25 protein-coding genes and 1 riboswitch are annotated in these 26,168 nt (G+C 47.0%); of the genes, 8 read left to right on the top strand and 17 right to left on the bottom strand.

The genetic code is table 11. From position 1 onward, the window contains the following. Positions 1 to 36: 36 nt before the first annotated feature. Positions 37 to 1,053 (bottom strand): iron-containing alcohol dehydrogenase, encoded by a 1,017-nt coding sequence (locus KNO69_RS06400; RefSeq protein WP_214816821.1) that lies wholly within the window; start codon positions 1,051 to 1,053, stop codon positions 37 to 39. Next, complete coding sequence (locus KNO69_RS06395; protein ID WP_214816819.1) at positions 1,050 to 2,225, bottom strand: aminotransferase class I/II-fold pyridoxal phosphate-dependent enzyme; 1,176 nt, start codon at positions 2,223 to 2,225, stop codon at positions 1,050 to 1,052. Before KNO69_RS06395 ends, KNO69_RS06400 begins: the two co-directional genes overlap by 4 nt. A gap of 78 nt (positions 2,226 to 2,303) precedes the next feature. Then, a riboswitch (SAM riboswitch) is annotated at positions 2,304 to 2,403 on the bottom strand. Between the two features lie 158 nt (positions 2,404 to 2,561). On the opposite strand from KNO69_RS06395, the gene KNO69_RS06390 reads away from it, so the two are divergent. From KNO69_RS06390 to KNO69_RS06380, 3 genes are all read left to right on the top strand, one after another. Continuing rightward, on the top strand, positions 2,562 to 3,662 hold the full coding sequence (locus tag KNO69_RS06390; RefSeq protein ID WP_214816817.1) for an AI-2E family transporter: 1,101 nt from the start codon (positions 2,562 to 2,564) through the stop codon (positions 3,660 to 3,662). A 268-nt stretch (positions 3,663 to 3,930) separates the two neighbouring features. Next, the gene (locus KNO69_RS06385; RefSeq protein ID WP_031423648.1) at positions 3,931 to 5,175 is read left to right on the top strand and encodes an MDR family MFS transporter; all 1,245 of its coding nucleotides are present in this window, start codon (positions 3,931 to 3,933) and stop codon (positions 5,173 to 5,175) included. Positions 5,176 to 5,318: 143 nt separating this feature from the next. Further along, entirely contained in the window at positions 5,319 to 6,812 is a 1,494-nt protein-coding gene (locus KNO69_RS06380) for a peptide MFS transporter (RefSeq protein ID WP_047795295.1), read from the top strand. Between the two features lie 41 nt (positions 6,813 to 6,853). Here the strand turns inward: KNO69_RS06380 and KNO69_RS06375 are convergent, their stop codons facing one another. Then, on the bottom strand, positions 6,854 to 8,149 hold the full coding sequence (locus KNO69_RS06375) for a glutamine synthetase family protein (RefSeq protein ID WP_214816814.1): 1,296 nt from the start codon (positions 8,147 to 8,149) through the stop codon (positions 6,854 to 6,856). Positions 8,150 to 8,338: 189 nt separating this feature from the next. Between KNO69_RS06375 and KNO69_RS06370 the strand changes: the two genes are divergently transcribed. Then, complete coding sequence (locus tag KNO69_RS06370) at positions 8,339 to 9,376, top strand: SDR family oxidoreductase (protein ID WP_214816812.1); 1,038 nt, start codon at positions 8,339 to 8,341, stop codon at positions 9,374 to 9,376. A 29-nt stretch (positions 9,377 to 9,405) separates the two neighbouring features. Here the strand turns inward: KNO69_RS06370 and KNO69_RS06365 are convergent, their stop codons facing one another. Together KNO69_RS06365 and KNO69_RS06360 are read right to left on the bottom strand one after the other, a co-directional pair. Continuing rightward, positions 9,406 to 9,726, bottom strand: a complete 321-nt coding sequence (locus KNO69_RS06365) for a YflT domain-containing protein (RefSeq protein WP_012726354.1) — start codon at positions 9,724 to 9,726, stop codon at positions 9,406 to 9,408. A gap of 79 nt (positions 9,727 to 9,805) precedes the next feature. After that, positions 9,806 to 10,030 carry a hypothetical protein gene (locus KNO69_RS06360; protein WP_214816808.1) on the bottom strand — a complete coding sequence of 75 codons (225 nt, stop codon included), beginning with the start codon at positions 10,028 to 10,030 and terminating at the stop codon, positions 9,806 to 9,808. Between the two features lie 96 nt (positions 10,031 to 10,126). On the opposite strand from KNO69_RS06360, the gene KNO69_RS06355 reads away from it, so the two are divergent. Together KNO69_RS06355 and KNO69_RS06350 are read left to right on the top strand one after the other, a co-directional pair. Further along, positions 10,127 to 11,185 (top strand): GTP pyrophosphokinase, encoded by a 1,059-nt coding sequence (locus KNO69_RS06355; protein WP_240499823.1) that lies wholly within the window; start codon positions 10,127 to 10,129, stop codon positions 11,183 to 11,185. A gap of 88 nt (positions 11,186 to 11,273) precedes the next feature. After that, entirely contained in the window at positions 11,274 to 11,711 is a 438-nt protein-coding gene (locus KNO69_RS06350; protein ID WP_214816805.1) for a MarR family winged helix-turn-helix transcriptional regulator, read from the top strand. Between the two features lie 87 nt (positions 11,712 to 11,798). On the opposite strand, the gene KNO69_RS06345 is transcribed toward KNO69_RS06350, so the two are convergent. The 5 genes from KNO69_RS06345 to KNO69_RS06325 all read right to left on the bottom strand — a co-directional run bounded on the left by KNO69_RS06345 (position 11,799) and on the right by KNO69_RS06325 (position 17,218). Beyond that, positions 11,799 to 12,443 (bottom strand): class F sortase, encoded by a 645-nt coding sequence (locus KNO69_RS06345; protein ID WP_251124877.1) that lies wholly within the window; start codon positions 12,441 to 12,443, stop codon positions 11,799 to 11,801. Further along, entirely contained in the window at positions 12,388 to 13,185 is a 798-nt protein-coding gene (locus KNO69_RS06340) for a DUF4397 domain-containing protein (RefSeq protein WP_012726359.1), read from the bottom strand. Before KNO69_RS06340 ends, KNO69_RS06345 begins: the two co-directional genes overlap by 56 nt. A 249-nt stretch (positions 13,186 to 13,434) precedes the next feature. Then, positions 13,435 to 14,142: a glycerophosphodiester phosphodiesterase gene (locus tag KNO69_RS06335; RefSeq protein WP_214816803.1), complete on the bottom strand. Its 708-nt coding sequence runs from the start codon at positions 14,140 to 14,142 to the stop codon at positions 13,435 to 13,437. Continuing rightward, positions 14,139 to 15,611 carry a carboxypeptidase M32 gene (locus tag KNO69_RS06330; RefSeq protein ID WP_214816800.1) on the bottom strand — a complete coding sequence of 491 codons (1,473 nt, stop codon included), beginning with the start codon at positions 15,609 to 15,611 and terminating at the stop codon, positions 14,139 to 14,141. Before KNO69_RS06330 ends, KNO69_RS06335 begins: the two co-directional genes overlap by 4 nt. A gap of 74 nt (positions 15,612 to 15,685) precedes the next feature. Next, positions 15,686 to 17,218 carry an FAD-dependent oxidoreductase gene (locus KNO69_RS06325; RefSeq protein WP_214816797.1) on the bottom strand — a complete coding sequence of 511 codons (1,533 nt, stop codon included), beginning with the start codon at positions 17,216 to 17,218 and terminating at the stop codon, positions 15,686 to 15,688. Positions 17,219 to 17,417: 199 nt separating this feature from the next. Here KNO69_RS06325 and KNO69_RS06320 point away from each other — a divergent pair, with 199 nt between their 5' ends. Both KNO69_RS06320 and putP read left to right on the top strand, forming a co-directional pair. Continuing rightward, positions 17,418 to 18,389: a D-alanyl-D-alanine carboxypeptidase family protein gene (locus KNO69_RS06320; protein ID WP_251124876.1), complete on the top strand. Its 972-nt coding sequence runs from the start codon at positions 17,418 to 17,420 to the stop codon at positions 18,387 to 18,389. 345 nt (positions 18,390 to 18,734) lie between these two features. Next, entirely contained in the window at positions 18,735 to 20,216 is a 1,482-nt protein-coding gene (gene putP / locus KNO69_RS06315) for a sodium/proline symporter PutP (RefSeq protein ID WP_078146955.1), read from the top strand. 49 nt (positions 20,217 to 20,265) lie between these two features. On the opposite strand, the gene KNO69_RS06310 is transcribed toward putP, so the two are convergent. The 7 genes from KNO69_RS06310 to KNO69_RS06280 all read right to left on the bottom strand — a co-directional run bounded on the left by KNO69_RS06310 (position 20,266) and on the right by KNO69_RS06280 (position 26,049). Beyond that, entirely contained in the window at positions 20,266 to 20,571 is a 306-nt protein-coding gene (locus KNO69_RS06310) for a hypothetical protein (protein WP_078146956.1), read from the bottom strand. A 15-nt stretch (positions 20,572 to 20,586) separates the two neighbouring features. Beyond that, entirely contained in the window at positions 20,587 to 21,141 is a 555-nt protein-coding gene (locus tag KNO69_RS06305; RefSeq protein WP_214816793.1) for a hypothetical protein, read from the bottom strand. Positions 21,142 to 21,220: 79 nt separating this feature from the next. After that, positions 21,221 to 22,042 (bottom strand): YihY/virulence factor BrkB family protein, encoded by an 822-nt coding sequence (locus KNO69_RS06300; RefSeq protein ID WP_196430760.1) that lies wholly within the window; start codon positions 22,040 to 22,042, stop codon positions 21,221 to 21,223. A gap of 108 nt (positions 22,043 to 22,150) precedes the next feature. Beyond that, positions 22,151 to 23,569, bottom strand: coding sequence for an alanine/glycine:cation symporter family protein (locus KNO69_RS06295; protein ID WP_251124875.1), 1,419 nt, complete (start codon positions 23,567 to 23,569; stop codon positions 22,151 to 22,153). Between the two features lie 59 nt (positions 23,570 to 23,628). Next, positions 23,629 to 24,531, bottom strand: a complete 903-nt coding sequence (locus tag KNO69_RS06290) for a Gfo/Idh/MocA family protein (protein ID WP_214816790.1) — start codon at positions 24,529 to 24,531, stop codon at positions 23,629 to 23,631. 51 nt (positions 24,532 to 24,582) lie between these two features. Next, positions 24,583 to 24,765: a hypothetical protein gene (locus KNO69_RS06285; protein ID WP_251124874.1), complete on the bottom strand. Its 183-nt coding sequence runs from the start codon at positions 24,763 to 24,765 to the stop codon at positions 24,583 to 24,585. A gap of 120 nt (positions 24,766 to 24,885) precedes the next feature. Continuing rightward, on the bottom strand, positions 24,886 to 26,049 hold the full coding sequence (locus KNO69_RS06280; RefSeq protein ID WP_074036970.1) for a THUMP domain-containing class I SAM-dependent RNA methyltransferase: 1,164 nt from the start codon (positions 26,047 to 26,049) through the stop codon (positions 24,886 to 24,888). Between the last annotated feature and the right edge of the window lie 119 nt (positions 26,050 to 26,168).

Below are 26,168 nucleotides of genomic sequence, written 5' to 3'. Positions count from 1 at the left end.
TTCTATTATTTTGTTATTATATTACTGATAAAAGAATTATTTGTAAACTATTTCTTGAAGATTTCTTAAAATTTCTTTTAATCGTTCTGCATCTTCAACCTTGTGAATGCCTTGAATCGTCATTTCTTCGACGACATAATCGACCAACTCATCGATTTGGTCAAATCGAATCCCAAGTTGGTCAAGTGACGTCGGAGCGGCAATCGCTTGTAGCCAATTTTCGAGGAATGAGGCGTCTTCGGATGAGGTCAATCGTTCTTGAACGATCAGCCCGAAGCCTACCTTGTCCCCGTGCAACCAATGATGCGTCGAATCAAAACGACTGAGTGCGTTATGCACCGCATGGGCGACGGCGACTCGGGTGCCGGCGTCACCGAATCCACCAACGGCACCACCGATGGCGAGGACATGATCGACGATAGATCGGATGTCCCTGCCATAATGGCGAAAATCATCTTCACGAATGGACAAATCCATCAACGCTCCGCATTGCGCCGCAAGTGAGAGCCCCGATTGAATCCCTGCGTCCCTTGATGTTGTTCCGCTAATATATCGAGCCTCGAACCACTTTGCGACCGTATCGATGACACCAGCCTTAAAATAGTCGTAAGGTGAATCACGTAACAGTCGTTCATCCGCGATGACGCGCTCGATGACGACGGGGAACGTATCATATCGTAAATATGTACCGTCTTCTCCATAGATCACGCTGAGCGGGGTGAAGGCGGCACAGTTTGACACAAGTGTCGGAATGACGATGAGCGGGACCGACTGGGTAAATGCAATCCGCTTCGCCGTATCAATCAATTTACCGCCACCGACGGCAATCCAGACGTCAGGTCGATGCGCTTTTAGTCGTTCGACTTCTTCGTCTGAACATTCCCCCTTGAATCGTACGCTCGGAATTTCTGCTAGACGAGGAGACACGCGAATCGCTTCACCGTATCCGTTAAATCCTTTCAAAACGAGTGCATCCCGATTCCCAATCAGTGAGTAAAGTTGATCGAGCGCATCGTTCGAATGGTCGTATTCCAGCACCGCTTGTCGAATCATTGATGGACCTCCTCATAGGCTGCAAACAGTCTCTCAATCCGTTCTACCGCTTCATCAATCTTCTGTTCAGACGACACGAGACCAAAGCGGATGTGGTGTTCCCCCTCCGTTCCAAAAAAGTAGCCCGGTGTGACGGCGACGCCCGCCTCATGTAGTAACTTCGTCGAAAATGATTTTGCATCGCCTTCAGGCACTCTCGCCCATACGAAGAAAGAACCTTTTGGTGCCTCAATCTCCCACCCTGCCCGGCGTAACCTATCAATCAATCGGTTTCGTCTTGTTTCGTAAAGCGAGGCTAGGTCGTCACGTATGTCACGCGGGGATTCTAACGCCACGATGGCTGCCTCTTGAATGGCAGAGAACACAGAGACGTGGACATGATCTTGGTACGTATTGATCGCCTCGATGATATCTGCATTTCCGACTGCGAACGCGACACGCCATCCCGACATGTTGAACGCCTTCGACATCGTATACACCTCAATCCCGATTTCTTTTGCCCCGTCTGCTTGGAGAAAACTTGGCGGGACATGCCCATCAAAGCCAATACTTCCATAGGCGAAATCGTGTACGACCATCAGATCATGGTTTGTGGCGAATTTAACCGTCTCCTCAAAGAAGGCTGGCGTCGCGACAGCGCCGGTCGGATTGCTCGGGTAGTTCAAATACATGAGTCGTGCATGAAGCGGATCGAGCGTGGTGTAATCCGGGAGATAGCCGTGCTCTTCCTTCAACGTCAAATCGATGATGTCCGCTCCGGCGAGACGCGCTCCCGAGATATAATCGGGATAGCCAGGGTTCGGGAGCAAGATGCCTTCACCCGGCTCAAGAAGACACTGAGGCAACGTGATGAGACCCGATTTGCTGCCAATCAAAATCGCCACTTCTTTTGCTGGGTCGAGGTCGACTCCGTATTCACGTTGATAGAATGCGGCCACAGCTTCTTTTAATCGAGCCTGTCCCCGGAACGGTCCGTATTGATGGGTCGTCGGGTCGGTCAATGCTCGTTCCAGTGCCTCACAGATCGGAGCTGGTGTCGGTAAGTCGGGTGTGCCTTGTCCGAGTCGGATGACGGTCTTGCCACTCGCCTCGACTGCCGCGACTTCTTCTGCTAATCCGACAAAGTGTTGTGTCGGTAATGATTTTAATAACTTGGAACGTCTGTCTGCCATGATGGGTCCTCCTAATACGAAAAAACACCCCTTTCTGAGGAAAGGGGTGCTCGATACAGACGTATGTAGTCAACCACCTTTCCATCTCTCAAGGTCACCTTGCTGGAATTAGCACAGTATTTTGCAATCTGTTGCTGAAGCTTCATCGGGCCAGTCCCTCCGCTTCTCTTGATAGAAAGTGTCATTCGTTATGTAATTTTTGTATGCCCCTAAGTTAACCAGACATTCCCAACGGTGTCAAACATTTTTTTCAAAGAGAACATCTATTGAATCCTTTTCAAAAAACATTCATAGTAAAAGAGTAGAAAAATTATATTTGTATGAGGGGATAGAGCATTGGAGCTTAATCGTCAACTTATTTGGAAACTGAGTGTAATCGGACTGATTTTGCTCGTCTTATGGCGGGTCATCAGTGAACCGGATACCATCTCGCGTGTCTTACAATACACGTTTCAGTTACTGACCCCTATCATCATGGGGATCGCCATCGCCTTGTTACTCAACACCGTACTCTCTTATATTGAAGAACGGTTCCACTTGAAGCGATATCAAGGACTACTCATCGTCTATATCACGTTCATCGGCATCTTGGCGATTTCGGTCGTCACGTTGTTCCCGCGGATTTACTCGAGTCTGTCATCACTCATCAATGAGTTACCGGTTTATATCCGTCAAATCGACGTGTTTTTAGGTGAAGTGAACAATTACTTGAAAGACTATAACGCGACGATCGCCCAAGCGATTGATTTTGCGCGCTTCGAGGATCGTTACTCTGGATGGGTCGAGACGGCCGTCCTCTCTTCCGTTAGTTATGTCTCTAGTTTTACAATGACATTGATCAACTTCTTGATTGGGATTGTCATCTCCATCTATTTGTTAAAGGACAAAGAAGTCTTCGCTCGTATGTTTAAGCGTCTTCTCTATGCGCTATTACCCGTCGGCACTGCGAAGACGACAATCGATATCTTTCAAGAGATGGATTATATCTTTAAGCGATATATCATTGGGAAGTCACTCGACTGTCTGATTATTGGAGTGCTAGCAGTCATCGGACTCTTGATCATCGGGGCCCCATATGCCCTACTTCTCGGAGTCATCGTCGGCGTCCTAAACTTCATCCCATATGTCGGACCGCTACTCGGGATGATCCCGGCGTTTATCATCACCTATTTTTATGATCCGTTCACCGCCGTCTTGGTACTCTTGTTCATCTTCTTGTTACAGCAGTTTGACGGATTGTGGCTCGGACCGAAGATTCTCGGAGATAGTGTCGGCATCACACCATTTTGGGTCATCACATCGATTATCATCGGAGGAAGCCTGTTCGGCCTCATCGGGATGTTCGTGAGCGTGCCGATCACGAACATGATTCAAGTCGTCTTGTCTCGCCTCATCGATTATCGACTGAACCGAAAAAATCTAAACGAATTACTTTGATTCACCTCATAAATTTGTTGACACATTGAGGAAATGTGTCATACAGTTGAGGAGAAGAACACAATTAACAGAAAGGAGAGGTTCCCATGTCAGTAGTATCTTCGAAACCATTCACTCAAGTTCATACTGATTGGCAGGCACCTCTTCGATTGATTCATATCTAAGACGCCTGCCTATCGAGGCATGCATAAACAACGTGGGACGTCGTATGCCTTTATGCATATGACGTCCCTTTTGTGTCTAAAATTAAATAAAGCAGGTGACCTGTATGTTTCAATCACTCAAGCGGCTCGACCGCAACATTTGGATTCGTTTTTTAGGGGAGACGATTACGGGAATTATGATGTTCATGATTGCCCCATTCCTTGTTCTCTACTATAGTGACCAGTTAGATAGCTACCTTCAAGTCGGAATCATCATGGCGACTGGCCCAATCATGGCGCTCCTCGGTTCGATGATCGGAGGACGTCTAGCAGACCTGTATGGTCGAAAACCAATCATGATGATCGCCATCATTGGGGACGCACTTGCCCTCATCGGATTTGCGTTCGCCGACTCGTTCTGGCCGCTTCTTTTATTGAACGCGATGCTCGGACTGACGAACTCGCTCTTCCACCCTGCCGCAAGCGCGATGGTCGCCGATGTCACGGAGCCAGAGCATATGAACGAAGCGTTCGGACTTTTACGGATGGGACATAACATCGGCGCTGCATTCGGTCCACTTCTTGGTAGTGCGGTGCTGTTCATCGACCGCGAGCTCATATTCTTTGCGGCGGCATTCGTCTTTGGACTATATGCGATTGCGCTCGGCACGTTCATACATGAGTCGTTGCCCGAGTTTACGGAAGATGAGACTCCAAGCAACCGAGAAGTGTTGCGCGTCTTTTATAACGATCGCGTGTTTCTCGTCTTCATCTTTGCGGGTATATTCATATCAATGGGATTCTCCGTCGTCGAGAGCATGCTACCACTCTTTTTAAAAGAATCGCTCCCGACGTATACCGCACAACAGAACCCATTCCCGTATCTGTTAGCACTGAATGGAATCATGGTAGTTCTTTTCCAGTTCCCGATTGCTTCAAAACTCGGGAACAAGCCGTTCGGTAAGGTCATGTTAGCAGGAGCGACCGTATTTGGTATCGGTATGATCTTGCTTGCGATTGTGCCTAGAGCCTTGTTCGCACTCGATACCCCATACGTGCCACTCGTCGGGATCTTACTCGCCGTATATGCGTTTTATACGTTAGGTGAGATGATCATGTCCCCTGTTCAGCAGACATTCATCGCCTTGATCGCACCGGAGAATATGCGTGGTGCCTATAACGGTGCAGCGAGTATCCAATGGTTGATCGGTGGTGTCACGGCACCGATCATCGCAAGTGTCTTTTTTGACAATCGTGCCGGACACATCGCTTTGATTCTCATCGGTGGAGCGAGTTGTTTATCAGGCATCATCTATTGGCAGCTCGGACGTCATGTCCAAGCGACGGAAGCAAAGCAAAAGACGGCATAATCACTCATTTACCACACTCTCTGATTTCGGAAGTGTGGTCTTTTCATTCTTGACATCTTTATTAAAATTTGAAATTATCATTCAATTCACTTTACAATCATAATAATCCTTTTTATGATAAAACGGTTAAGGAGGGATCTTTCATGGAAAGGATCGATAAACAAACAATCGTGGATAGTGTTCCACAAAAAGGCTTCTTCGGACAACCGAAGGGGTTGTTCACTTTATTCTTCACTGAGTTTTGGGAACGTTTCTCGTACTATGGCATGCGGGCCATCCTCGTATTCTATATGTACTATGAAGTCTCTGAGGGAGGACTCGGTCTCGACCGAAACGTCGCACTCTCAATCATGTCCGTATACGGCGCGCTCGTCTATATGTCCGGGGTCATTGGGGGATGGCTTGCAGACCGGATTTTCGGGACGTCTCGCGCGGTATTCTACGGTGGTGTGTTCATCATGCTCGGACACATCGTCCTCTCGATTCCAGGTAGCGTCGTCTTCCTGTTTATCTCCATGGCGCTGATCGTCATTGGTACCGGATTATTGAAACCAAACGTATCAAGTATCGTCGGAGACATGTACAGCGAGACGGATCGCCGTCGTGACGCTGGATTCAGTATCTTCTACATGGGAATCAACTTGGGTGCGTTCATTTCACCACTCATCGTCGGTCAAGTGCAAAAAGACTATGGATTCCACTGGGGCTTTGCGCTCGCGGCAATCGGGATGTTCGTTGGACTCGTCGTCTTCGTATTGACACGAAAAACGAACCTCGGCTTAGCTGGTTCGTATGTACCGAATCCGTTGACGCCTGATGAGAAAAAGAAAACAATAAAAATCGTCAGCATTGTCACCATCGGAATTGCCATTTTGCTTGCAATTTTGATTCCACTCGGATGGTTCACGATCAATACGTTCATTTCACTCGTCGGGGTGTTCGGTATTGCGATCCCGACGATTTACTTCATCATCATGTATCGCAGTCCGAAAACGACAGAGGTCGAGCGCTCGCGAATCATCGCCTACATTCCGCTCTTCATCGCCTCCGTCATGTTCTGGGCGATCCAAGAGCAGGGTGCAACGATTTTGGCGAGCTATGCTGATACACGGACTGACTTAGAGTTCTTTGGATTCACGTTGTCACCAGCATGGTTCCAATCACTGAACCCACTGTTCATCATCTTACTGGCACCTGTCTTCGCTTGGTTATGGGTCCGACTTGGTGACCGCGAACCGAGCATTCCAACGAAGTTTGCTTTCGGGATCTTATTTGCCGGAATCAGTTTCTTGGTCATCCTGCTCCCAGCATACTTCAGTGGTCCGGATGCCCTCGTCAGCCCATTATGGCTCGTCTTGAGCTATTTCATCGTCGTGTTGGGAGAACTCAGTTTGTCACCGGTCGGTTTGTCGGCCACGACAAAACTCGCACCAGCTGCCTTCTCGGCTCAAACGATGTCGCTCTGGTTCTTATCGAACGCTGCTGCGCAAGGGATCAACGCACAGCTGGTCAAGTTCTACACGCCTGAGAATGAGATGCTCTATTTCGGCGTGATCGGTGGCGTCGCCATCATCTTAAGCTTGATTCTGTTCGCACTTGCACCGAAAATCAAAGTGTATATGCGTGGGATCCATTAATCATCAAAAACGCCAGCCGATTCAATCGGCTGGCGTCATTTTTATTTTCGCACTTGAATGAGTGACAAGTAGCGATCGATCATATTGTGGTTAAAGTAGTCATGGAAGTTGTCTTGTTTCAGTGACTGAATCGATTCATGGAATGTCGCAGGCAGTGATGCGATTCCTTGGCTCTCGATTTGCTTCGCAGAATACTCGAACAAGTCATCCTCGTTCGGAGAAGACGGAACGAGCTGTTGCTCGATTCCTTCAAGTCCCGCATAAATGAGCGCGGCAAGTGCCAAATATGGGTTCGCACTCGGGTCAGGATTTCGGACCTCTACACGAGTCGCACTTCCACGGGAAGCGGGGATTCGAATCATCGAACTGCGGTTCGATGGGCTCCAGCATATATTGACAGGTGCCTCGAATCCAGGAACGAGACGCTCGTATGATTCCGGTAGTGGATTCGTGAAGATTGCTGTGGCACGGGCATGCTTCAAGATTCCCTCGATGAAATGACGCGCCGTTTTCGACAATCCGTAATCCGCATCGACTTCGTCGAACGCGTTGGTCGTCGGATTTCCAGACCCATCATTCTTCCAGACAGAGATGTTCAAGTGCATTCCAGAACCATTCACATCACGCAACGGTTTTGGCAAGAATGAGACGGATGCCCCTTTCTCCTTCGCCGCAATCTTGACGATTTCTTTAAAGAACTGAATGTTATCCGCCGTATGGAGTGCGTCATCATACTTGATGCCAATCTCATGTTGCGCAGGAGCGACTTCATGGTGAACAGCCTCAATGTTGAACCCGACACCGCTTAGACGGTTCGCGATGTGCTGTCGCACTTCATATCCTTTATCCTCTGAACGTGTCGAGAAATATCCCGCCTCGTCATAAAATTCTCCGTTCTCGTCAAAGATGAAGAATTCCGGCTCTGCCCCGACGAATACCGAGTAGCCATCACGTGCTGCACGTTCAAGTGCATCCTTCAATACATTACGTGGGTCGTATTCATATCGCTCTCCCTCCGGAGTGCATACGTCACAGAAGAATGCCAAAATATTTTCCTCGCCGTCTTGCTCATACCGTGGACGATCTAAATCCGGTCTCAAGAATAAGTCTGAGTTTTTGATGGAAGAGAACCCGTTGATTGAAGAACCGTCAAACATCGTTTTTCCCTCAAAGACTTCAGGCAACAATTTTGCCGAAAGCGTCAAGAGTTTTAAATCACCGAGAACATCTGAGAAATAGAGATGGATTTGGGTGATGTTTTTCTCTTGTACCGTTTTCTCAATATCTTGTTGCTTCTTTTTTGCGTCATCCTTGTCTGTTCCGAATAGATTTGCCATGATTCGTTAAAACCTCACTTCAATAGATTTGACAGGCAAGCTGTCTTTACGCACCGTTCGTACGCTTCTCTATAGTTCATAACCGAGTTCGATTTTTTCTAAACATGGAATTTCAGCAAAGGCAAAGTGGCTACATGCGACAAGAGTTGATATGATGGGTAAAGAATGTCACAGAGAGGGAGAACGCGATTGCATATTTTTATGACTGGTGGAACCGGATTTTTAGGAGGGCGACTCGCCAAAGAATTGATTCAGCGGGGGCATCGCGTCTGCATGTTGGCGCGAACACCGGAGAAGGTACAGGCACAATTCACCGCTGAAGAACAAAAGTCGATTGATGTGTTACCAGGCGATTTGACGTCACATGCGCTCGGTGCTAATGAAGCGTTCATCGAGACATATAGAGGGAAGATTGATTTATTCCTACACATGGCTGCACTCGTCAAATTCGATGAAGAATTGCGCGATGAATTGTTCGAGACCAATTTGACCGGGACGAAAGAGGCCCTTCGCTTGACCAAGCTGATTGACTGCCGTCGCTTTTTCCACGTGAGTACGGCCTACACACTTGGCGCTAAAGAAGTTGGCGGGGAAACACTGTACGACGTGTCGCAATCTTTTTTGAATCCGTATGAAGAAAGCAAGGCACACGCCGAGCAGGCGGTCTGGGAGTCACGGGATGAGCTTGATGTGTCAATCTTCCGACCGGCCATCATCGTCGGAGACTCGAAAACAGGAGAGGCTGACTCAAAATTTACGATGTACGGATATATGCGTGCTCTCGAACTGTTCAAACGGAAATTGGAACGACGTGGGCATGACGTCGATTCGATTCGATTGATTGGCTCAGCGACAGGTACATCAAACCTTGTCCCTGTCGATTATGTCGCGGATGTACTCCTCGCTGCCATCGAGCATGCGAAGGCGGGTACAATCTATAACGTGACAAACGACGCACCACCAAAAAATGAAACGATGCTCGACTATATGAAAGAGTCGTTAGCATTCCCGCATTTAACAATCACGGAGACACCGACATCGACACTCAGCTCAGTCGAACAGTCGTTCAACGATATGGTGAAAGTGTTCAATCCGTATTTGAACCGGAATATCACGTTCCGTGACGACAACACGAAACAATTGCTACAGGATGCTGGATTCGCTCCGCTCCGTCTCGATCAAAAATCGTTACGTCGCATCGTGAATGCCTATTACAAAGCAAAATAAAAAATGGACCGGAAAAATCGGTCCATTTTTTATTTATCGCAAACTAACACGATTTTACCATCTTTGATTTCACGTTCGAGTGAATCTACCATCTCTTTTGTGAGTCCAAGACTCTCCATCTGTTCCATGCGATCTTCTGAATTGCTCGTGAATTTCGAGAGCAACGACTCGAACATTCCTTTTTCCGGAATTCGATATGGTTGTACTCCGGACTCTGCTGCCAATCGAACGGTCAATTCCTCATCTTTGGCGAACAAATAGATATGCTCATTCACACATCCGCCTGACACCATCTCATTCACTTCATGGTCCACCGTCGTCATATCATTCACTACTCTTGTCTCTAACATGCCCCATCCTCCTCAACGTTCACAGTCATGTAATTCACTGTTTTTGTTATTCCCGAAAAATGAGGTGATAAACATACAATCAATCCCTTTCTTCGTTCGTGATCCATTCTTCGATGTCGAAATGATGCACGATTCCCTCGATTCGATCGTACTCCCCTTCTCTTTGAGTCCTACCCTCTAATCGAGCGGTCACTACGAACTGGGAATCGACAGTGCGGATACGAGATATGCGATATCCAGCTTGTAGTAATAATCCAGCGATAATTTCGACTTTCTCTCTCTCACCTGAACGGAATGTATGCATCCATCCCACCTCTTTCTATTTCACTCCTTATACATGCTATCATATCGTTTCAGACATGTGATGCTATACTATGGATAGAGAAAAGGAGTGAGTTCTGTGCCAAAACAAGACTTAAATACAATCATGCTTGAATATTTGAATGAGAAAGAAGACTATGAAGCGTTTGCCACAAAGCTGAAAGCGCTCCTCAGTGAATTGTTGACAGAAGCCGGCATCCAGTTCCATTCAATCGTCGCCCGTGCCAAAGAGGCGGACAGTCTATATGCCAAACTCTCACGCAAGCCTTATCAATATCGTTCCTTACGTGACGTACAAGACTTGGCCGGGATACGGATCGTGACATACTTTCATGACGACGTACGCGCCGTTGCGCAAATTTTAGAAGATGAATTCACCATCGACCGTGAACAGTCCATCGATAAGTCGACGTTGCTCGACTCCAATGAGTTCGGATATCTGTCTGTCCATTATGTCGTAGAATTAAGTGAAAAGCGACTTGCTCTAGGTGAATATCGCCGTTTTGCAGAAAAAGAGGCGGAAATTCAAGTCCGCTCGATCCTACAACACGCCTGGGCCGAGATTGAACACGACCTCGGTTACAAAAATCCGAATGCCGTTCCTCCTGAAATCAAAAGAAGTTTCAGCCGGGTCGCTGGTCTATTGGAGATTGCCGACTCCGAGTTCGTGAACATTCGAAAACAGTTGCGAACATTCGAACAAGAAACGGTCGAACAGATTCTTGACTCTCCTGAAAAAGTGGCCATTACCCGAGATAATCTCAACTATTATATTGCAAATGATCAAACGGTCGAGAAACTAGACAACGCGATCTTCCAGAGCGAATGGCTACTCGAGACGGACCTCTCTGCCATCGTCGAGTTGACCAGAATGTTCCATTACGCCGATATCCGTACGTTCAAAGATTTGAATGACACACTTTCGACTTACTATACTCAAGCCGTCCAATGCGCAACCTTGTTGCCATCTTCTCTGTTACCGAGACAAGGCATGGGTGTCGTCTATGCCGTTCTCGCTAAATTGTTAGCGGAAGGCGACGATCCGCAGATTGAATTTTTCTTTAGACGGTTCTATCCGGACTTGAAACATTATGAAGACATCATTCAGCAAATTCGGGCAAAAGACGAGCCCCTATAACTTTACAGACAACATGTTTTTAATGTAGAATGTTTTTATGTACTGAAGTATATATGAATAATATTATCGCCAGGAGGTAGTTTCGAGGATGACAACACCCGTACAGACCGCTTCACGTCGACAGCTCGTTGCAGACGCTGAACGTGGTATCCGGATGAACTATCGTGGAGTGAAAAAAAATCTCCGTTCGATGTTCTCACAGTATTTAACCCGCAATGAATTCTTCATTCTACGTTCTCTTTGTCAACAGAGTCCTCAAATCGCCTCTGCTCTGTCAAATGAGTTTCAATTTTCAGCTTCGATGATCACTGCGCTTGCCGATGAGTTGACGAAAAAAGGGTTGATCTCTCGCGAACGCAGCGAGCGTGACCGCCGTGTCGTTGAACTTCAGGCAACGGATGAAGGTCGTGAGTTGTTTGAGACGTTAGAGAGCATGAAGATTGAATATTTGCTGGATGTCTTCACTGATTTTTCAGATGACGAACTCATTTTACTCTCAAAATTATTAGATCGTATGGATGCTTAATCCGACTATAGCCCTTCATCTTAACGGTGAAGGGCTGTTTTTTGCGAAAAAAAGAGATGCGACCCATCGGTCAGCATCTCTTCATCTTCACGTTTCAATCAGGTTGGCCGTGACCACGATCCGGTCCCGATACCCAAGATTCTCGTCATACGGTCCTGCACAAGTGATCAATTGAATCCGCTTTGACTGAGTCGCCGCAAAAATGGAAGCGAGCGGCACTTGGTCGAGGCGATACTGTTTCACACTGACCACTTCATACGTTGCGACTTGGTCTTTCCGTTGGAGCGTCACCAGTTCTCCGATCGGAAGTTGATACAGATTCGCAAAGATAGCTGGACCATTCAGATCATCTAGATGACCCGATAGGACGACATTCCCCGTTGCGCCTGCTTTGGCTCCGTATTGATACCAACCGACTTGATTCACGTCAGACGGTGTGTCCATTCTTCCGGCCTCATCCTTCCCGACCGCTTCAATCGATGTATCAACATCGATTGATGGAATGATCAGCCGGGCAGGGACGAAACTGTTCGAATGAAACGTTTGTCGATCTACCTGCTTCGAGGTCAAGACCTGGGGTTCGGCAAATTCAGCCGTTGGCATCACGAACGGTTTGTCAGGAGCTTCCGCTTGAGCGCTCCATACGAGAAATGTGATTGTTCCTAAGAAAATCAGTTTAAGCGTCTTGCTTCTGACGACGAAAGACGTAGAATCCAGCTGCTGCCGCTCCAACCACTGCTGCTGCGAGCAACCAGTTCATTGAAGCTGTTTGAGCAAGACCACCTTGTCCTGTTTCAGGAGCCATTGCCATTTCCCCACCATCAGCGGCGAGAAGGACTTCAAACGCTGGTTCTCCTTCAAGGAGTCCGATTGCGAATGCTGTATAGTTTTTGCCACCTTCAAGTGCAACACCGTCAAGTGCTTTGACGACGTCAGTCGCTCCAGCCGGTCGTACTTCAAGGTCATACGTTCCAGCATCGAGTGTGCCGTAATCACTTACTGCTTTGAACTCGAGGTTTGAGAAGAGTGGGTCGCCACCTTTAGGTGCGACATCAACCGCTGGTGCATCTGGTGCGAAGTGAGCGACACGTACTTTCGATTTACCATCTTCGAAGTTTGCATCGTCTTCCATTGCGGCGATTTCGATGTTTTCAAGTTGACCGATCGCAGCGGCCGTATAGAACTTGCCTGCCTCGATTGAGAGATCTGCTGCGACGACGACTGTTTCAGCGTCACCTGCCGGCTTGATTTCAACGTTGTAATCCCCTGCTGGAAGTGTCAAGTAGTCTGTGAGATCCTTGAATTCTGCTCCCTCGACCGCGACTTCCCCATCCACGTACACGTCAACTGCCGGAGCATCAGGTGAAGCATGTAGCACACGGACCATCGCATTTTCATGTCCATCAGCGCTAACCGGTAAGACGAAAGCGAAAGCCAGTGCTAGAGTACCCAGTAAAGACATCAACTTCTTCATGTGAAATTTCCTCCTTTTGATCTTTGGTAACCCACGACTTGCATACAACAAATGTGATGCAGTGCTACATGGTGTGCTACATCTGATTGCTATGTAGCTCGGTGACATCTTAAACTTAAGACAATCCGACTATGACGTAAAGGGGACACTATGCCCTGAATGTGCTCCGATATGCTAACGGACGAAAGCGCTATCTTTACATAAAATGTAGTTCCCTTCCAACCAAATATAAAACCACTCAGTCGGCGACTAAGTGGTTTCGTTTGCCCATTCGATATCATTGACAAAGATGGCATCGACTTGAAGCGCCATACAACGTTCAAGTTGATGTTGTGTTTTAATCGTATACGGTCTGATCGGAATCCCTCGACCTTGCAACGAGCGTACTTCTTCGTCTGTGATGCGATCGATGTGTGGGTGGACCGAATCCGCTCCGACGAATCGAAGATATCCGGAAATGTCATAAAGCGGCTGTGCAAGCAGAATGGCCGCTTCGATATCCGGTCTCATCTGTTTCAATCGGTGAATGGTTTCATGATTGAATGAGGAAAAGAGAATGCGGGTCGCATCAATTCCAGCGGATTCAATAGATTCGATGATGCGAGATTCGATTCCTTCATATCGATGGACATCCGTCTTCACCTCTAAGTTCAAAATGACCGATTCCTCTTTCACCAGGGCGAACAGCTCCTCGAGCGTAGGGATGTGTTCTTCTAGACTATGACGTACCCCGGCATTGAACTGTTTGAGCTCATTATAGGTATAGAGTGAAACTTGCCCTCTTCCGTCGGTCGTCCGTTCGAGCGTCTCGTCATGGATGAGGACGAGGACGCCGTCCTTTGTCATATGGACATCCGTTTCAATCCCATCTGCTCCGGTTTCGAGTGCGAGCCTGAATGCCGACATCGTATTCTCCGGACGATGTGCCATCACGCCACGATGTGCAAATCGTTTCATTTGGCAACTGTTTGATATTTCTTCGTCAAATATCGAACGAGCGGTTGTACCGAAATCGATTGACCCGTCACTTGTTGAATGAGTTCGTTCGGGGTGAGACGTTTTCCATATTGATGAACGTTCTCCTGTAGCCACGCTTTGACCGGTTCAATTTCACCTTCTGCAATCAATGTCTCAAATTCGGGAAGATCTGATTTCAACGTTTCTGTCAATTGGGCCGCATAAATCAATCCGAGGGCATAGCTCGGGAAGTATCCAAACGAACCGCCTGCCCAATGGACGTCTTGGAGGACTCCTTTGGCATTCGACGGGACATCGAGTCCGAGATACTCTTTATACTTTTCATTCCATGCCGCAGGAAGCTCATCGACAGACAACGTCCCTTGGATGAGTGCCTTCTCGAGCTCATAGCGGATGATGATGTGTAGACTGTATGTCAATTCGTCAGCCTCGATCCGAATCAGAGATGGTTTCGCTTCATTCACACCTCGATAGAAAGTGTCGAAGTCGATTGCATCGTATACCGGATGAAGCGATTGTAGTTTCGGATAGACGCGACGCAAGAACGCTTCGCTTCGTCCGATGAAGTTCTCAAAGAAGAGCGACTGGGACTCATGAATCCCCATCGATGCACCGCCGCCTAGTCCGAGTTCATCGAGCATCGGGTCGATTTGTTGTTCATACGTCGCGTGCCCCGCTTCATGCATCGTACCGAACAGCGCATTTCTGAAATCTGCTTCATCATACTTCGTCGTAATCCGAACGTCGCGGCGGTTAATGGTGATTTCGAACGGATGTACTGTCGCATCCAATCGTCCACGTGATAAATCGTAAGCGACGACATTCATCCAGTCATGACAAATGGTTTCTTGGACATCCGCCGGCATCGACCAGTCCATAGAGAGCGATTCTTTTGGGAGCTGCTGGATGAGAGGAACAAGTTCGTCCCGGAGCGAGGCGAATAATTCGTCTAAAAGTTCGACCGTCATGCCCGGTTCGAAATCATAGAGCAATGCGTCGTACGGATGTTTCTCATAGCCGAAATATTCCGCAAATTTTTTCTGGAATTCGATAATCTGTTTAAGGTATGGAGCGAACATGTCCCAGTCATCCTGTTCTTTCGCCTTTTCCCACGCCGTCTCGGCTTCCGATACGAGTGTTACATAAGCTTGATATTCATTGTGTGGAATCTTGGCATTCCGTTCGTATTGCGTCTTCGCGATTTCAAGTGACCGCGCCTCGACGTCAGATAAATCCTTTTCATCTGCCATCCGTTCTAGTAATGAAGCGAACGACTCACTCGTCTGTCGTTTGAATGCCTCAGTCGATAAATAACCGATCGTTTCTGCCCGAAGCGGTGCCGACTGTTCCGGCATTTGTGTTCGCATGTCCCAATACAAGAGCGAGATCGCCTCGTCGAAGGCACGCAGTTGCTTAAAATGTTCACGCCATTCTTTTGTAACTTCCATCTGTCTTTCACCCCTATGTGTTATTCTGTTCCCTTTCTACTTTATTATAGATGTCAACCTTTGCCTACACCAGTTTACAAATCTTCTCGCTTACTGTAGGAAAGTGGTTTTGTGGCAGGACCCTCTAATACAGCCCCTTTTGCATCGAAACGAGAGCCGTGGCATGGACAATCCCATGACCGCTCGGCATTGTTCCATTTCACTGTACAACCGAGGTGCGTACACGTCAGGGTGACGACATGGCACTGGTTATCCAAATCTCGATAAACGCCCTTGGTCTTCCCATCAATTTGTACGACCCCTCCCTCATCTAGCTGCAGGTCTTGTACATCTTTTCGTTCAAGCATCCGATTTACTGTCCCTTTCGTGAATTGAGCGGCAGTATCTAAGTTTGTTTTGAGAAATGCACTGATATCACTAGGTTTAACCGTTTGACGGAGCGGTGAGACCAGCTCAACGAATCGGTTCGCATGACCTGTGAGTTGGTCCGCGAGCAAGGTGCCGGCAGCGATTCCGTTCGTCATCCCCCATTTCGAAAAGCCAGTCGCCACAAAGAGATCTGGTTCTCGCTTGAACATTTGGCCGACATAAGGAAGCCCGTCTAAGGTGACAAGATCTTGAGATGACCACCGATAGGATGCCCGATTCGTTTCGAAATGTGCCTGGGCATCATGCTCTAATCGATCATATCGGTTACGCGTGTCAGTGACTTGCCCCGCCGTATGCCCTTCACCGCCAACTAGTAAATAGGTCTTTCCGTTTTCCTCATAGGACCGAAACGAGCGTTTGCTCTGTCCTACCTCTAAGTACATCCCTTTAAGTGGTCGACTCCGCGATTCACAGGCGACAATATACGATCGCTCAACAGAAAATTTCGACACATATAACCCGCGCAGGTCATTGAATGGATAATGGGTCGCAATCACGACTTGATTTCCCTGTACCCTTCTACCGTTAGATGTAGTGACTACTGGACGTGGTCCCTGACTCACTTCCGTCGCTCTAGAATTTTCATAAATCTTTCCTCCGAGACGAACAAAACGTTCCGCTAATTCACGTAAGTATTTCACGGGATGGAATTGAGCCTGGTCATGGATCACCAACGCCTGCTCGATCGAGAACGGGAGAGCCTTTCTCACTTCTTCCGTCGCTTCTCCTCCGTCAATCTTCAAACGACGATACGCATCCAGTTCTTTAGTAAGTTCTTCGTTCGGTTCCCTAGAGTAAAGAAACGATTGTTCATTCGCGTAATCGCAGTCAAACCCTTCTTCAATTTGATTTTTTAGATAGATGAGCGCTTCTGAGTTGAACTCGTAATATAAACGTGCGATGGACTCATCAAAATGACGAATCAGCTTATGATAAATCGTGCCATGTTGAACGGAACATTTTGCCGTCGTATGTCCCGTCGTCCCATGTCCAATCTCTAATGCTTCTAGAAGCGTCACTTGTTTCCCTCGCTTTTGGAGTTCATAGGCGCAGACGAGTCCCGCAATCCCTGCCCCGATGACGACGACTTCGGTCGATTCCGAAACGGAAAGGGATGGGTACGGCGTCCCAGTATCATGTTGACGCCAAATGGAGTTCGTGAACGGATAACGATGCATGATGCATCCTCCTCTCTAAAAGTGACATCTTTACCCTTATACCCGAAAAACAGTTCTTTCATCGCCGATCAATCATTGACCTAGTTCTTTATTTTATTAGCGAAAAAAAAGAGCGTTTTCTATTATGTTTATAGAGTAACCAAAAAAGGAGGGACTTTTGTTGACCCGTAGAAGGAGACACCGAAGAAGAACGTACATCATGCGAAGAATGATTGCCGCGGTCGTTTTACTCGGAATCATCGCACTGATCCCGACGTTGGTCGGATTTAAACAAGATAAAGAAGCACCGACATTAGCAGAAGCGTCCACACCAAAAGCTGAACCGATGAAGATAGGTCCGCTTTTCCCGGATATCGACATGGGTTCATGGAGTCCGAGTGAGACGAAGATGATTTCGGATGAGGAAATCTCTGTTGGTGCACTAACTTTCGTCAATGTGACCAAACAAGAGATATTAATCGATAAAAACGCCAATGATCGTGTGTTTCCAGCCAGTACGACCAAATTGATGACGGCACTGCTTGCTTATGAGAAGGCATCTGCAGCGAATGAACTCGACCAACCAATCATTACGATTCAACAGTCGACACTCGATATTCCATGGGACAGCCATATCGCGCATCTTGCCATCGGGGATACATTGACAGTTCGTCAAGCACTTTACGCCACGCTACTTGAATCCGGAAACGATGCTGCGAACAGCCTTGCGGAATACACGAGCGGGTCGACCGAGGCCTTCGTTCAATTGATGAATGATCGAGCAAAGGTTTTAGGATTGACTGGAACGCATTTCGTAAATGCGCATGGCTACTCGGATCCGAATCATTATACGACGGCGAACGACATGGCTAAAATCGCCTTCGCATTCAGTACATACCCGGAGTTGATTGAAATTGCCGGGACTTATGAATTTAAAGCCGAATTTAAAGATAAAGACGGTAGCGGCAAACGTCGTTGGTGGTATCACCTCGGTTCATCGGTTAATGAACGAAGTGTCAACTACTCCAAGTTTGTGACCGCCACGAAGACGGGTTATACGGACGAATCCGGATATACCATGGTATTCATCATGAAACATAATAGCGAAACATATATCTTGGTTACGATGCAGGCGAAGTCTGGACAAACATTCCCGACGATGCGACTCGTTGAAGAAAAAGCATTCAAATAAAGAAGTAAAGAGCATTCAAAGATGCTCTTTTTCTTATGATTAAAATTATGTTTTCTGAAAATTTTCCCATAAATATTACATTCATGTTACACAGGAAAGTCCTCAGCATTTCAAATATTCATAATATTTAAACTTTTTATTTGAAAATTTTAGCCTTCATCCGTTGGTATGATGGGCTTTAGAGCCGATTTTATGAAAAAGTGTCAGTTTGCAATCATTTCAAAGGTTCTGTAAGGTAAAGCACAAGTTCGCATTTTCAACTTTTGTTTTTAACTGTGTGATGTCTTCACACAATCGCGAACGAGTTGATTAAATAGATCTTTTAACTTAATAGGAGGTAATTCAATGTTATGGCAAGAATGGGTATCAATCGCGCTTTATCTCGTGATGATGCTTCTTATCGGATACGTTGCTTATAAACGAACGACCGATTCATCAGATTATATGTTAGGTGGCCGTAAAATGGGGCCAGGTGTTACAGCCATGTCAGCCGGAGCTTCGGATATGAGTGGTTGGATGTTAATGGGACTACCGGGTGCAATGTATGCAACTGGACTATCAGCAATTTGGTTAGCCGTTGGATTGGTCATCGGAGCTTACTTGAACTACTTGTTAGTTGCTCCACGACTTCGCGTCTTCACAGAGATGGCGAACGATTCGATTACGATTCCAGATTTCTTAGAGAATCGGTTCCGAGATCACTCGAACTGGCTACGGATCCTTTCTGCATCCGTCATCATCATCTTCTTCACGTTCTACACGTCAGCTGGGCTTGTATCCGGCGGGAAGTTGTTTGAAAGCTCATTCGGATTAAATTATCAGACAGGTGTCATTGTCACAATTAGTGTCGTCATCTTATACACCCTCTTCGGTGGATTCACGGCAGTTAGTTGGACGGACTTCGCACAAGGTGTCATCATGTTCTTGGCGCTCGTGCTCGTACCATTCGTCGCTTTAACAGATATCGGTGGAGTAGACACTGCTGTCAACTCTGCAACGACAATCAATGCCGATTTGTTCGACCTCTTTAAAGGGACGACGACACTCGGGATTATCGGTCTCCTCGCTTGGGGACTTGGTTACTTCGGTCAGCCACACATCATTGTTCGCTTTATGGCAATCCGTGATGTGAAATCATTGAAAACGGCTCGTCGTATCGGGATGAGCTGGATGACAGTATCTATCATCGGTGCCGTCATGACAGGGTTCGTCGGAATCGCTTATTTCCGTGGACAAGGAAATCCACTCGGGGACCCGGAAACAGTCTTCATTCAATTCTCTGAAGTCTTGTTCCACCCGTTCATCACTGGTTTCTTATTGGCAGCCATCCTTGCTGCGGTCATGTCGACGGTATCGTCGCAATTGCTCGTCACATCATCTGCATTGACAGAAGACTTCTATCGTAAATTCTTCAACAAAGATGCAAGTGAGAAGACGATGGTCCTTGCCGGACGTGTTGGTGTCTTGCTAGTAGGAGTTGTAGCGACGCTCATGTCACTCAACCCATCAAGTACAATCCTCACACTCGTCGGATATGCATGGGCTGGATTCGGTTCTGCATTTGGACCAGCAATCCTCTTGTCACTTTACTGGAGCAAGATGACGCGTCAAGGTGCCCTCGCTGGTATCCTCGTCGGTGCCATTACCGTCATTCTCTGGATCGTCACTGGACTTTCGACAGTCCTTTATGAAATGGTACCTGGCTTCTTCTTGAGTATGTTGGCAATCGTGCTTGTCAGTAACTTTACTAGCCAGAAAGAACAAAAACGTATCAACCGTGAATTCGGTGAAATGGAAGCTGAATTGGCAGCTGCGAAGAAAGAGTAACGATTCACACAAAAACTCGGTTCCCTATAAAGGGACCGAGTTTTTTGTTTTACATCGATGCTGCGATTAACCAGACACGAATCACAAACGGTACGAGAACCAACACGAACATTGCGTTTCGCATCCACCGATTTCGGTTCCAATAGTACGCCATTAGTACGAACGGATGCAATGCGACCAATTCGTATGGATTGAACCAAAACCATGTGAGAATCAGTACGATTAAGAAGTACAATACTGATTTTTCTTTCGACGTTCGGTATTCACGCCACATATCATAGGCGCCTTTAAAGAAAGCGATGAATGTTGCAATCCAGAATACGATGACAATCACATTATCAAATCCACTAAACAACTGAGTAACCACCTTTTAGGAAGGATTTTCTACATAAAAACCGCCCCAGTAAATATGACGGTACGTAAACTCTTTTCCACTTTCTACAGTAATCACAATTTCATCTTCCGTCAACACGAGGACATGAACCGGTACCTCACCCTGGCGAAGCATTGGGCTAAATAATTGAAACTGTTTGTTTAACCATTTGCGCTCTGAAAAGTTTTGATAGTGATGTAGAGAAAGCATCGGATGGCTCAAGTATGCAGCTCCAACTATCGCGACAGCGATCGGTGGCGCGCCGATTTCCATCATGAACGAGAAGACAAGAACAAGTGATAGCACCCCATACCCGAACTCTACTAATTCCATGAGAGAAGCTCGGCTAGCTATCACATATTGAATCACACGAAACATGAGATACAAGATGATACTGACTATCAAGTACTCAGAAAATGGCGAATGTCGGAACGATACGTCCAAGTAGAACAAGACAGGTAACAGTAGGATCCATTTCCATAGATGTAAGGCGAGGTAAAACAATGATTGATCGATGAAACGACGATTGTGTACGAGCCGTTGCATATCCATGTCTCCCACCTCCGCTTTGATGATGTGACCTTACGATACCATTCCCTATTCTTTCGAATGATAACTAGCAATTACACGTCTAACGAAGTTTTTCTTTCCTCTCGATTAACGTCGCATTCAACAGCCCACCAAGCAAGATGACAGAGGCAGCGAGATAAAACCAAATCAATAAGACGATGAACGCACCGAGTTGACCATAAAACTGCTCGTAGTTTGCGAATTGTGAATAGTAACTAAACACGTTCGAGACAAGCAGAATCCCTACTGTTGCAAAAGCGGCTCCGGCCCAACTATTTTTAAATGTTCCGGACACACTTGGCAACCACTTATATACAAATACGAATACAGTGAATAGAAGACCTGTTCCGATGATCCATCTGAAGTAAAACCAAATCTGCGCATATGTCGTGACAATCTCATCGATGAACAACACGTATGAAGAGATTTCTCGAAGTGCCGTCTCAATCACAGGGACAAGCAATGAAAATGGCAACACAAACATGAGCGCCAAGGTGATGGCGATATCCTGTAAGACGCCCCTCCAAAAGGCTTTATTACGAACAGCCCGGTAGGCATCGTTCAATGCTCGCACGAGAGATTGTACGGCCATAGATGAGATCCAGAGTGCTGGTAAGATACTGAAAGATGCCAATTTCAATTTGGAGTTGTCGAATACGGCTTCAATGTTCCCTTCTAATAGCTTGTAACTGGCTTCAGGCATGATGAGTGATAACGCTTGAATCACATCGCCACTCGTAAACGGTAAAAATCCAACAATCCCTAATACGAATAATAAGAACGGGAACGTGGATAAAATGAAATAATAGGCTAACATGGCCGCTTGATCAAAAAAACGTTCAGTAAAAAATCGCTTGACGATTGTCAAAAATACTTGTTTCATCGTTACTCTCTACTTTCTTTTAAAAAATAAGTGCGGTATTTGAAATAAACGATTTAAAATGAAGAGGAAACCCCTGATGCCAGGGGCGTCCCATTGATTGATAATCCTTTAACTGATTTCTTCTTTTTTCGTTTCCCACGCTTCAATATGTTCTTTACCAGGAAGTTCGACATCATCTTTAAAGAATTCTGGGTCTCTTCCTTCTTTCTTTTGAACCATATAGTCGTCGAGGAGCGTCTTGGCAACTTTACCCAATCGGAAAATCGCATACATGTTGACGAGCGCCATCAAGCCCATAAAGATGTCGGCAATCGACCAGACCAGTCCCGCAGATCGTACCGAACCGAACATGACCATCCCGACAACGGCAATCCGATAGATTATCAAATATCGCTTCTTCTCAGATATGAACTCGATGTTCGTCTCTCCATAATAATAATTGGCCAAAATCGAACTGAAAGCAAAAAGTAAGATGGCGACAGTCATGAGAGTCGTCGCAATCGGTCCGATTTCAACGAGAAGCGCCTCTTGGGCAAGCTCAATCCCTTGGAAGGCTTCAGAGCCTTCAACTCCTGAAATGAGGACAATCATCGCTGTTGCGGTACAGATGAACAAGGTGTCAACGAATACGCTAAGCGATTGAATCAATCCTTGCTTGACCGGGTGACTCACCTCAGCGGTAGCTGCGGCGTTAGGGGCAGACCCCATCCCTGCCTCGTTCGAGAAGAGACCACGTCGAATTCCTTGGAGGACGGCTGCACCGACCGCACCACCGAACAACTGTTGGAAACCGAGGACACCTTCAGAGAAGATGGCGGAGAACACCTGTGGCACGACATCAAGATTCGTAAGGACGACCCAAATAGCGAGTAAGATATAACCGCCCGCCATGATTGGTACAATGATTCCCGATAAGGTCGAGATGGAACGAATCCCACCGAAGATGACGATAGCGGTGACAACGGACAAGATGATGCCGACCCAGACCGTATCGATCTCAAATACGTTATTCACGGAGAGTGCGATTGTATTTGCCTGGACGGAGTTGAACGCAAAACCGAACGCGAACGTAATCAAAATGGCAAATACGATGCCTAACCAGCGTGCACCAAGTGCACGTTCGATATAGTACGCCGGACCACCGCGCCACGCCTTGCCGTCATGCACTTTATACACCTGGGCGAGCGTACTTTCAACAAACGCCGACGCTGCTCCAATCAAGGCGATGAGCCACATCCAAAATACGGCGCCAGGTCCGCCTAAGGCGATTGCTGTCGATACACCGGCGATGTTCCCCGTACCGACCCTGGCCGCCGTTCCGATGGCGAATGCTTGGAAAGATGAGACCTGTCCTTTCTCATGCTTGTTTCCTTTCACGAATAAAAGTTTAAACATTTCCGGTAACAATCGAAATTGAACGAACCCCATCCGAATCGTAAAATAAAGACCTCCTGCAATCAATACGAAGATGAGAAGGTACGACCATAAATAGTCATTGATTTGCATAATCAGTTCACGAATATCCAACGAAATCGCCTCCTTTTATCGGGTTTTTACCCGGTCTGAATATGACGGAAACAGTGTGTTCATCGCACTTCCTTTAGAATCTCTTCACAGAGACGATGTGTCTCGAGACTGTCTTCCGCGACAACGGAGGCGTTCGGTTCCCCACGAAGTAAACGTAAGAAGTCTTCCACAAGGTCGATAAACCCTCGACGTTTCAAATTCGACTCCCATGGGTCGAGTGACCATTCCTTCACACCGTCTCGTCCATAGTCTGTAATCCGCTCCACATCACGCGTGACTCGCTTTACGGTCGGTGACATGACTTCCATCACTTCTTCGGTGCAACTGTTGTCTCGGTTCATCCAACCGATTGCCTCGATTCCCCCTGCCTTGAAATGAATCATCACTTGTTTCAGCACATCCCCTTCAAATCGAGGTGTGACACGTAAACGTTCGACAGGCTGAAGGTCGGTCAAATAACGGAGCGTATCGACGACATGCACGAAATCCTCGATCACAAATTCACGAAGCGATGCCGGTTTATACGTTCTGCTCTTTTGAATGAAGACCATATTTTTTTCTTCGACTTGTTTGAGCGCCTGTGTGGCCGTTGCAAATCGGCGATTGAAGCCTGTGACGAGATGGACGCCTTTCTCTTTAGCAAGTGCGACGAGTCGTTCCGTCTCTCCAAGAGTGAACGTGATCGGTTTGTCGATGAAGACATGCTTCCCTTGCCGTAGACAATACTCGGCTTGCTCATAATGAACAGCTGTCGTCGAATGAATCATGACCGCATCGATTTCTGTCATCGGCACGGCGTGTAGGTCTGAGTACCCTCCTTTGAAACGAAAGGTCGAGATGATATCGTGTAACTTCTGTTCATCCCTTGAGACGAGATACACATCAACGTCCTTTAATCCGGCATATACAGGTAGATATGCTTTTTTGGCGACATCCCCGATGCCCACTACTAAAATATTCATTTGCTCACTCCTCCAATATTATGTAGAAAGCCCGAAGCGATTGCCTCGGGCTCACGTAATAGATATAATCTCAAAACTTGTGATCGGTTCACGAATCGCGTCAGATACAATTTGGTAAGCCGCATGTAATTCTTCTTGATTATTTAAGTCCGGCACACGGTCCATTTCAACCTCGACCGTCCGAGTGTTCTGTTCTTTCACATGTAACTGATATTCGACTGTATACTTTTCCATCATCTGTCCCCCTCTAATTATACATATGTTATGTATATCCTGTTACACGGATGATGAAACAAGTGAGTTTGTTCTAAGAAATCAGAAAAATGACCGCTCAGGTGAACGGTCATGGATTCATCATTCTGATTTCGGTTTTGCGTCACGGTCCGGACGTGGGCGACGCTTTCCGAAGTATTGATAATATTGCGTCTCGATATTTCCGTTGTACAGCTTCCGACGCTTCGTCGCCGGGCGCCCGTATGCCTTCTCGAAGTCTTCATAACTCGTCAACATATAGACACTATAACCAGGGTATTTCGCATATTGTTCCCCGATCCGTTCGTACAAGTCGATGATTTCTTCTTCTGACTGAAGTCGTTCCCCATAAGGTGGGTTTCCGATGATGACCCCGTACTCTTCTTTCGGCTTCAATGCGGCTGCGTCACTATGGACGAACGTGATTGCATCACGGACGTCAGCGAGTTCCGCATTGTCTTTTGCAAGTTTCACCATCCGCGGATCCAAGTCGATTCCATAGATTTTTAACGGTTTATCCCACTCCGCCTTCTCATTCGCTTCATTGATTGCCGCATACCAGGCTTTTTTCGGGATGCATGTCCAATCCTGTGCGAAGTATTCACGGTTGATACCCGGCGCGATATTTCGTCCAATCATCGCCGCTTCGATGGCGAGCGTCCCTGAACCTGTAAATACGTCATAAAACGGCATGTCCGGACGCCAGTTTGTCAATTGAATCATCGCCGCTGCCATCGTCTCTTTGAGTGGAGCTTGCGAATGAAGCTCACGGTAGCCTCGACGGTGAAGTGGACCGGACGTATCGATTGTGATGGTCGCCACATCTTTCAAAAGAGCGACTTCGATTGGGAATTTCGCGCCTGACTTCGGCAACCATTCTCCCTCTTTACGATAGCCGCGTTGCATCGCTTCAACGATCGCCTTCTCCGTGATTTTCTGACAGTCACGAATCGAGAACAGCTTTGATTTGACCGAGCGTCCGTCGACCGTGAACGCCGCGTCCCACGGCATGAGGTCGGTCCATGGTAACGCTACGACCCCGTCAAACAATTCTGTAAACGTTGTCGCCTTGAACTCGGCAACGACGAGTTTGACCCGGTCTGCTGTCCGCAACCACATGTTCAGACGTGGGATGTCTTCCATTTCCGCGTCGATATAAATCCGTCCGTTCTCGACTTCGCACGTGTATCCTAAATCCCTTACTTCTTTTGCCACAAGTGCCTCGATTCCCATCGCTGCCGTCGCAATCAGTTTACGTTTTGCCATTTAAATCGCCTTCCTTCTACATAAATATCTTTCAGTCATTTTGTAAGTTGTAAAAAAATCATGAAAAAAGGAGCTCAAGTATATGTGCTTGAACTCCTTGTCGTTGTCAGTTGAGACTA

The sequence above is a fragment of the Exiguobacterium sp. s131 genome (genome assembly GCF_018617345.1).
GTDB classification, from domain to species: Bacteria; Bacillota; Bacilli; order Exiguobacteriales; family Exiguobacteriaceae; genus Exiguobacterium; species Exiguobacterium profundum.
The sequence above is the reverse complement of the archived record's forward strand: the minus strand, read 5'-3'. Positions and strand labels throughout refer to the sequence as shown.

Bases quoted from the DNA above. Each gene is read 5' to 3' on its own strand.
- KNO69_RS06400 (WP_214816821.1), bottom strand. From the start codon at position 1,053: ATGATTCGACAAGCGGTGCTGGAATACGACCATTCGAACGATGCGCTC.
- KNO69_RS06395 (WP_214816819.1), bottom strand. From the start codon at position 2,225: ATGGCAGACAGACGTTCCAAGTTATTAAAATCATTACCGACACAACAC.
- KNO69_RS06385 (WP_031423648.1), top strand. From the start codon at position 3,931: ATGTTTCAATCACTCAAGCGGCTCGACCGCAACATTTGGATTCGTTTT.
- KNO69_RS06380 (WP_047795295.1), top strand. From the start codon at position 5,319: ATGGAAAGGATCGATAAACAAACAATCGTGGATAGTGTTCCACAAAAA.
- KNO69_RS06375 (WP_214816814.1), bottom strand. From the start codon at position 8,149: ATGGCAAATCTATTCGGAACAGACAAGGATGACGCAAAAAAGAAGCAA.
- KNO69_RS06365 (WP_012726354.1), bottom strand. From the start codon at position 9,726: ATGTTAGAGACAAGAGTAGTGAATGATATGACGACGGTGGACCATGAA.
- KNO69_RS06360 (WP_214816808.1), bottom strand. From the start codon at position 10,030: ATGCATACATTCCGTTCAGGTGAGAGAGAGAAAGTCGAAATTATCGCT.
- KNO69_RS06350 (WP_214816805.1), top strand. From the start codon at position 11,274: ATGACAACACCCGTACAGACCGCTTCACGTCGACAGCTCGTTGCAGAC.
- KNO69_RS06340 (WP_012726359.1), bottom strand. From the start codon at position 13,185: ATGAAGAAGTTGATGTCTTTACTGGGTACTCTAGCACTGGCTTTCGCT.
- KNO69_RS06335 (WP_214816803.1), bottom strand. From the start codon at position 14,142: ATGAAACGATTTGCACATCGTGGCGTGATGGCACATCGTCCGGAGAAT.
- KNO69_RS06330 (WP_214816800.1), bottom strand. From the start codon at position 15,611: ATGGAAGTTACAAAAGAATGGCGTGAACATTTTAAGCAACTGCGTGCC.
- KNO69_RS06325 (WP_214816797.1), bottom strand. From the start codon at position 17,218: ATGCATCGTTATCCGTTCACGAACTCCATTTGGCGTCAACATGATACT.
- KNO69_RS06320 (WP_251124876.1), top strand. From the start codon at position 17,418: ATGCGAAGAATGATTGCCGCGGTCGTTTTACTCGGAATCATCGCACTG.
- putP (WP_078146955.1), top strand. From the start codon at position 18,735: ATGTTATGGCAAGAATGGGTATCAATCGCGCTTTATCTCGTGATGATG.
- KNO69_RS06305 (WP_214816793.1), bottom strand. From the start codon at position 21,141: ATGGATATGCAACGGCTCGTACACAATCGTCGTTTCATCGATCAATCA.
- KNO69_RS06300 (WP_196430760.1), bottom strand. From the start codon at position 22,042: ATGAAACAAGTATTTTTGACAATCGTCAAGCGATTTTTTACTGAACGT.
- KNO69_RS06290 (WP_214816790.1), bottom strand. From the start codon at position 24,531: ATGAATATTTTAGTAGTGGGCATCGGGGATGTCGCCAAAAAAGCATAT.
- KNO69_RS06285 (WP_251124874.1), bottom strand. From the start codon at position 24,765: ATGGAAAAGTATACAGTCGAATATCAGTTACATGTGAAAGAACAGAAC.
- KNO69_RS06280 (WP_074036970.1), bottom strand. From the start codon at position 26,049: ATGGCAAAACGTAAACTGATTGCGACGGCAGCGATGGGAATCGAGGCA.